The 7,068-nt window shown below is 45.2% G+C and carries 7 protein-coding genes and 1 tRNA gene; 5 read left to right on the top strand and 3 right to left on the bottom strand.

Going from position 1 to position 7,068, the window contains the following annotated elements:
• The first annotated feature begins 82 nt into the window (after positions 1-82).
• A tRNA-Thr gene (locus tag ACWQAU_RS10070) sits at positions 83-155 on the top strand.
• Positions 156-432: 277 nt separating this feature from the next.
• Here ACWQAU_RS10070 and ACWQAU_RS10065 read toward each other — a convergent pair.
• Positions 433-1,332 (bottom strand): LysR family transcriptional regulator, encoded by a 900-nt coding sequence (locus tag ACWQAU_RS10065; RefSeq protein WP_003642521.1) that lies wholly within the window; start codon positions 1,330-1,332, stop codon positions 433-435.
• Between the two features lie 121 nt (positions 1,333-1,453).
• Here ACWQAU_RS10065 and ACWQAU_RS10060 point away from each other — a divergent pair, with 121 nt between their 5' ends.
• Together ACWQAU_RS10060 and ACWQAU_RS10055 are read left to right on the top strand one after the other, a co-directional pair.
• A complete protein-coding gene (locus ACWQAU_RS10060; RefSeq protein WP_003642522.1) occupies positions 1,454-2,317 on the top strand; it encodes an aldo/keto reductase in 864 nt (287 codons plus the stop codon).
• Positions 2,318-2,335: 18 nt separating this feature from the next.
• Positions 2,336-3,202, top strand: coding sequence for an aldo/keto reductase (locus tag ACWQAU_RS10055; RefSeq protein WP_003642523.1), 867 nt, complete (start codon positions 2,336-2,338; stop codon positions 3,200-3,202).
• 229 nt (positions 3,203-3,431) lie between these two features.
• Here ACWQAU_RS10055 and ACWQAU_RS10050 read toward each other — a convergent pair whose 3' ends face one another.
• Positions 3,432-3,887 (bottom strand): MarR family winged helix-turn-helix transcriptional regulator, encoded by a 456-nt coding sequence (locus ACWQAU_RS10050; protein WP_015380772.1) that lies wholly within the window; start codon positions 3,885-3,887, stop codon positions 3,432-3,434.
• A 290-nt stretch (positions 3,888-4,177) separates the two neighbouring features.
• Positions 4,178-5,614: an APC family permease gene (locus ACWQAU_RS10045; protein WP_024002705.1), complete on the bottom strand. Its 1,437-nt coding sequence runs from the start codon at positions 5,612-5,614 to the stop codon at positions 4,178-4,180.
• Between the two features lie 192 nt (positions 5,615-5,806).
• Between ACWQAU_RS10045 and ACWQAU_RS10040 the strand changes: the two genes are divergently transcribed.
• Entirely contained in the window at positions 5,807-6,580 is a 774-nt protein-coding gene (locus ACWQAU_RS10040) for a type I 3-dehydroquinate dehydratase (protein WP_003645829.1), read from the top strand.
• Between the two features lie 5 nt (positions 6,581-6,585).
• Entirely contained in the window at positions 6,586-6,807 is a 222-nt protein-coding gene (locus ACWQAU_RS10035) for a hypothetical protein (RefSeq protein WP_003642528.1), read from the top strand.
• Positions 6,808-7,068 lie beyond the last annotated feature (261 nt).

Below are 7,068 nucleotides of genomic sequence, written 5' to 3'. Positions count from 1 at the left end.
GTTCCTTTTTTTTACGTTGAATGTCAACCAGTACAGTTTGAATTTAAACATGCTTTTGGTATACTGGATAGGGTCAATTAACGCCGTTTTAGCTCAGCAGGTAGAGCACTTCCATGGTAAGGAAGAGGTCGGCAGTTCAAATCTGCTAAACGGCTTGCTGTTAGAAGATGATTGGCGTGGAATGCTTGTTTAACTGTTTTTTCTGCAACTAATCATCACATTAGGGTCCATGTTTAAGATTAAGACTTGAACGAACCAAACTTAATATGAAAAGAGGTCCACACGCTCGCATTAGATTAGCTAAGCGAGCGTGTGGACCTCTTTTGCTATCAAGAACTGGGAGGGCGAGCTTCAACCAGTATATACCCCCTGTGATTGAGCGTAACACTTCATTTTGCAGTTTTAGACCGAACGGCTTAATTATGTTAGCTGCTAGGACGTGGAAGTATGCTTGAGATTGGCTGGCCACGCGGCTTCAAATTGCTTGAATAGGGGCATTAATGATTGTCGATTGCTAACAAGATAATTGACATAGATTGGCATGTGAGCACGAGTATCGCTAATCGGGATAGCGACTCGATTGTCATCATCGGCTTGGCTATCCAGCTGGTGAGGCGCCAATGCGGTAAAGTTAGTACTGAAGTACGGAAAATCAGAGTATTTAGTGATTTCTGTAAAGGCCGTGCGTTGGGGTTGGTATAAGAATTTAGCATCTGGGATGGCCTGCTGAATAATATCTTTCCAAATACCGATTGCGCTTAGAACCACGAAGCTAATTCCCTTAAGTTCGGCGAACGTGATGCTAGGTTGGTTCGCACGGTACATGAATCGCTGTAAATGGACCACGAGATTTTCAGTACCGATGAAGCGAGATTCAATGCCGGCCGTCAGAATTTCCTGATTAGAGAAAATGAAACTTGCCTGGCGGTTAATGAGATGCTCAGTGATTTGGTCGTCGGCAATCAATGGTTGCCTTACTCGCAGCGAATTAGGTAATACCGTTTTGAGATGGGTGAGTAAGGCAAGTGGACCAGGTAGGGTGGTTTCGACGGTACGTGTGACTAAGCTTTGCTCGTAGTTTTGTATTTTGGTTACAAAAGTCCGTTGTTGTGTCAATAATTGTTCAGCTTCCTGAGCGGCTAACTGGCCAGTGGGCGTCAGTGTAATTCGATTGGGTTGACGATCAAATAAGCGAACAGCGAGCATCGTTTCCAATTTCTGCATGCCGCGAGTGATAGTTGGTTGCGTCACGTTTAATGCGGCCGCGGTCTTAGCCAGCGTGTGCTCGTGGGCGAATGTGATCAGCTCTTCTAGTAAATAATTTTCAATCATCAGGAACCTCCGTTACTAGTATGCACTATATGTATACTAGTATGAATAAGTAGTAATTTTCAAGTATTAGGTTTGCGGGTATGCTTGTTATTGTAATCAAATAGTGAAAGGTTGATGCGTGATGGTTCCAACAACGAAATTAAACAATGGTGTGGTTATGCCCCAATTGGGATTCGGCGTGTTCCAAGTCCCTGACCTGAATGAATGTGAAGCAGCGGTGACCGCGGCCTTAAAGGCTGGTTACCGTTTAATTGATACGGCAACGGCATACCAAAATGAAACCGCAGTGGGGCGGGCAATTCAAAAGAGTGGTCTTAGACGTGATGAACTCTTTGTCACTTCCAAGCTGTGGGTCTCAGAATTCACCTATGAACGTGCAAAGCAAGGTATTGATGCGTCATTACAACGTTTAGGCGTAGACTACTTGGACTTGTATCTTTTGCACCAACCTTATGGCGATGTGATGGGTGCTTGGCGTGCTTTAGAAGAGGCTTACCATGCTGGTAAGATTCGCGCAATTGGTGTTTCCAATTTTTATGCGGATCAGCTAAAGAACTTGGAACTGACCATGTCCGTGCAACCAGCTGTCAATCAAATCGAGGTCAATCCATGGTACCAGCAAGCAGACGAGGTCCGCTTTAATCAAGATGAACACGTACGGGTTGAAGCTTGGGCACCGTTTGCAGAAGGTAAGCATGCGATTTTCAGTAATCCAAGTATTCAAACTATCGCACAGGCCCATGGTAAGACGACCGGACAAGTCATCTTACGTTGGCTGTTGCAACGCGGGATTACGGTGATTCCAAAATCAGTGCATCCTGAACGTATGGCTGAGAATATCGCTGTTTTTGATTTTGAATTAACAGCTGCAGAAATGTCAGCAATGGCCGAACTTGATCAGGGCGTCAGTCAGTTCTTTGATCATCGTGATCCTGTGACAATTGAACAGATTTTTGGCGCTAGTTTACGACAATTACATGAATAAGTTAAGGAGTGATTATTAATGACAAAAACACCAACTATTACGCTAAATGATGGCCGCGCGATTCCAGCAATTGGGTTTGGCACTTTCCAGATTCCAGACGACGGTTCCACTTATCAAGCAGTCAAAGAAGCATTGGCGATTGGTTATCGACACATTGACACAGCCGTGGCCTATTTTAACGAAGACGAAGTTGGTCAAGCTATTAAGGATAGTGGGATTCCACGGGACCAAATCTGGGTGACGAGTAAACTTTGGCTCCAAGACTACGGCTTTGACGCAGCCAGTCGCGCCATCGATCGTTCGTTAACTAAGTTGCGACTAGACTATATTGACTTGTACTTAATTCATCAACCTTATGGCGATGTTCCGGGTGCATGGCAAGCAATGGAAGCAGCCCAAAAGGCCGGGAAATTAAAGTCGATCGGTGTTTCCAATATGACACCAACGTTGTGGCAAAAATTTGTGCCACAATTTGAAACGATCCCTGCAGTCAATCAGGTTGAATTTAACCCGTACTTTCAGCAACAACCCTTGCGCCAATTACTCGCGGCACAAGATGTTAAATTAGAAGCTTGGGCGCCCTTGGGTCAGGGCAATCAAGCATTATTCAAAGAACCAATCATTCAACAATTGGCTATTAAGTATCATAAGGATGCTGGTCAAATCATTCTTAGATTTGAACATCAAGAAGGCGTGATCGTCTTTCCTAAATCAGTGCACAGTGCACGGATCAAGAGTAATCGGGATATCTTCGACTTTGAATTAACTTCGACTGAGATGGCCCAATTACGAGCTTTAGATACCGGTAAAGGTCACCACGACCCAGATGCGCCAGGGGTTTCAGAACAGTTGTTGCATGCCTTTGACGTGCATGCAGATGACTAGCGGCAGAGCCGGCCAAGTCGCGGACGAACGTACCGTAGTGTAAGCTGCTTTGATTGTAACTGAAAATTAACGACGCCATGGACGCTAGAATCACTAGCGTCCATGGCGCCGTTTTTTGATTAAGGCCTTTAAAAGCCGTAACTTGAAATGGCGACGAATAAAAATCAGCTTACTAAAATGGGGCACGTTACGACTAATGCCGAATGATGAAGCTGAGGATGGCTGGTTATTAATCGCTGGCGGGAACCTCATTATTGATAATTTGCTCGTTAAAGTCAGTGAAGATGCCTAGCAGGGTCTTCACCCGTTGCGGGCCCAATTGAGTCGTCCACTGGTGAACCGTTTTGTGCATGGTGGCCATTAGTTGCTGATCTAGGTGACGGCCGGTAGCCGTTAAGGAAAGTCCTTTTTGGCGGCGATCAGTGGCATTAGCCTGTTGCTCAATGTATCGATGTTTGAGGAGGACTCCGATTTGGCGTGAGATTGCGCTGCGTGAGACATGGTGCTGATGTGCGATCTCCATTAATAATAGTGGCTGGGGGCTTTGACCTATTTCATGCATGATTAAAAAAGCGTCAAAGGTAAGATGTTGCGTGGCCAGTAGTGAATTTAAGCGAGTATTCAGGTAACGAGAGATATTGGCATAATCGGTCAAAAACATGTCGAGAGCGTCGACGGTAGCCATAAATAAGAACCTCCTTGAAGAGCGACTGCTTGGTAAATTTGGATTGACTATATTCACTAAGCATCATACCGCTAAACGTGTAAAAAGTGTAAGATTGTGAGCCGCAAATTAGTGACTGAAATTCTATGTGAACACGCATGCCTACTAGCAACGGTTGGTAATATCAAAACCACCGCTGACAGTTTTTTGCGCTGTCAGCGGTGGCGAATAGATTATCGATCAACGTTACAAAAAAGTCAGTGAGTCCGCAGGCGTAGAGCGACGATGCGGGCGCAAAGATCGGTGACGCACTAAGCGGCTTTAGTGCGATGACGACGAGCAATCATCGGCAAAATCATCCCTAAGGCAACAAAGATAATTGGCGTTAGAATATTTAAAGTCAGTTGGAAGAGCCAACTGCTAGGATTGCTAGCGTAGGAAGTCTTTGGAACCATTCCGAGGATGCAAGCAAATGCTGTAAACAGGAAGCACCAAGCACCGACCAAACGGCCAGCGACTGGGTTTTTCAGGAACTTGTAATCACTCTTGAATTCCTTTAAGTGCTTGTTGAGTAGCATGTAAGCTAGAAAGACCCACAGGTAGCGCATCGGCATTACGACCGAATTTAAGTTCAATAACCAATTAAAGAGTTCATTCATGTTTCCAATCCCTAATGCAGGAATGATAATGAGAATGCTGACCAAAACCCCAGTTAAGATGTAACCGTTGACGGGCACATCCTTCTTGTTCATTTTACTTAATTTTTTGGGAATAAATTCAGGGTCGGCATCACCAAGCAAAATCTTCAATGGCGCATCGATTGAGAACGCTAAGGCGGAGATTTGGGCAAGCACATTGGCAATTGCGTAGAGGATCAAGAACAGATTGCCCACGTGGTAGAAGGCACCTAGTCGTTGAAACGCGTAGTAAGCACCGTTGGCCATCAAATCAGCGGGAATGTGCTTGGAGTTAAACAGAATCCCCATGGCAAATGAACCCAGCAGGGCACAGATTGCGACCATACCTGCGAGCACTAACATGCCTAACGGAAACTCACGTCCCGGATTCTTGGTTTTATTAACGTACGGCGAAATCTTTTCAGATCCCCCGACCGCGAAGACTAACATTGAAACGGTCGTAAAGTAGGTAAAGTCAAACTTAGGTAAGTAGGACTTGAGTGAAAACATGTTCGGTGTCTGAACAGTCGCCTTGGTCATAAACGGTGCTGATACGGCCAAGATGATGAATAAAATCGACATGATGAACATCCCCGTACCAGCAACACTCCCGATGCGTTTCAGTGTCGTTAGTCCCAATGAAGCAATCCAGAGGAAGAATAAGAATAGCACTAAACAAATGGCTTGAACGACTAACGCAGGTGTCGTGTTGACGAAGTTCCCATTACCGCGGAACAGCCAGCTGAATGCAATTAGAATCCCTTGGGGTTTTTGTGCTAAGTACGGAATGTGCACGATCCAATAAGTCCAGGCAGCATAGTAAGCTAGGCGCTTGGTACTCGTTGCTCGAATCCAAGATGAGACGCCCCCCTCAGCATCCTTAAAGGTCGAACCCAGTTGACCCACAATCAAGGTGTAGGGAATAAAATAAATAATCATGATTAAAATCCAAGAAGTGACGACTGAAAGCCCTTGTAACGCAAAGTTATTGACAACGTTACCTAGGCCCCAGACCGCCACGAATGCAATTAAAGCAATGTTGGACCATCGAAGTTGTTTTTCGTTTTCCATGTTGAACTCCTTTGTGAGCTAAAGTATGCTTAATTGTAAGGCCAAACTGAAAGCGATGCCAGTATTAACAAGTTAATATTAAAAGCGCTTTAAATTTTAAGTCAAAAAATGAATTTTGAGTGTCAAAACAGCGAAAATTTGCTATTGTTAAGAGGAGATAAAATTTAACGGCAACGGACGCGCATTGTTCGAATGAAAATGAAAGCAGGAATGGTCTTGAAAGAAGTTACAGTTGGGGAGTTAACGTTAGCGACAGGGATGCCTAAGATTGGTGTTGTTTTAGCGGGGGCCACACGGGAGGACCTCTTGCGTAAAGCGGGGCAGATTTTAACTTCGGTGGCACAAATTGTTGTTTGGCGGTTAGATCCTTATCAGGAATTGGATAACCGTGCGGAGTTAGTCAATACAGCGGCCCAATTGCAACAAGTTTTGGGGACGATTCCATTAATTGCCATGTTTGGGCTGGCAAACGATCCAGCTGAAGTGACCGAATATTATCAAACTTATCAAACATTAGTGAATAATCGAAGCGTGGCTGGCGTGGATATTGACTTAGCCATGGTCAATCAGCCAGATTTTATGACGTTGACCAAACAGATGCGTGCCAACGAAATTCGGTTAATTGCGAGCCAGACCGTCACGACAGCAACAACTGACGATTTATTGGCGACTTATCACGAATTAGCAGCAACTGGTGCTGATGTCGTGCGGGTGACAGTGGCTGGACATGATGCACAGACGGTGTTGGCATTAATGGCGGCAACTGAGCAAGCACGGCAGCAATTAGTTGTGCCAATCGTGGCAACGGCGATGGGCAAGTTTGGTCGTTATAACAGTGTCTGTAGTCAGTTGACGGGGTCGGCAGTTGCCTTTGGACACGTCGGCCGGGTCGGTGATCAAAGTCAATTAGCAGTGAGTCAGGTCAAACAGGCGTTACAAATGTTGGCACCACTTGAAGGGGCGTGAAATCAATGCAATGGCGATCGTTTTGGCGGCATACCCGGACGATTTTTGAAACGTTAGTCATCTATTTCTTACTGATTCAAGGGCCGTATGATTTGTGGATCGGCAAGGTGGGCTATCGACTTAGTTCGTATTTAATTGATATTGTGGGTATCACGGTGCTGTTTGTCATCGTTGAGCTAGTTTATAATGCGATTCGACAAATCGTTGTGAAACGACGATCCAAATGACTCGGGGCCGAGTGACAATTATCGTATCTACTAGCTCATGATTACGCGGGGGGAGTCTTTCGATTCAAATTAGGGAAATACGCTATTAGAATGGGTAAACCAGGTCTTGAGCAGTAATATTGCTCAAGGCTTTTTTGATGGCCGGGGATTACTGGAAGACACTGGTCAGTCGCCATGGTGACAGCTGACCGGTGCATGATGCAACTGTCAGTATGGTGAACGAATAGTGGTGGTCGAATACTAAAACGACCAGAATTAATG

It is taken from the genome of Lactiplantibacillus sp. 3062 (assembly GCF_055413545.1).
The sequence above is the reverse complement of the archived record's forward strand: the minus strand, read 5'-3'. Positions and strand labels throughout refer to the sequence as shown.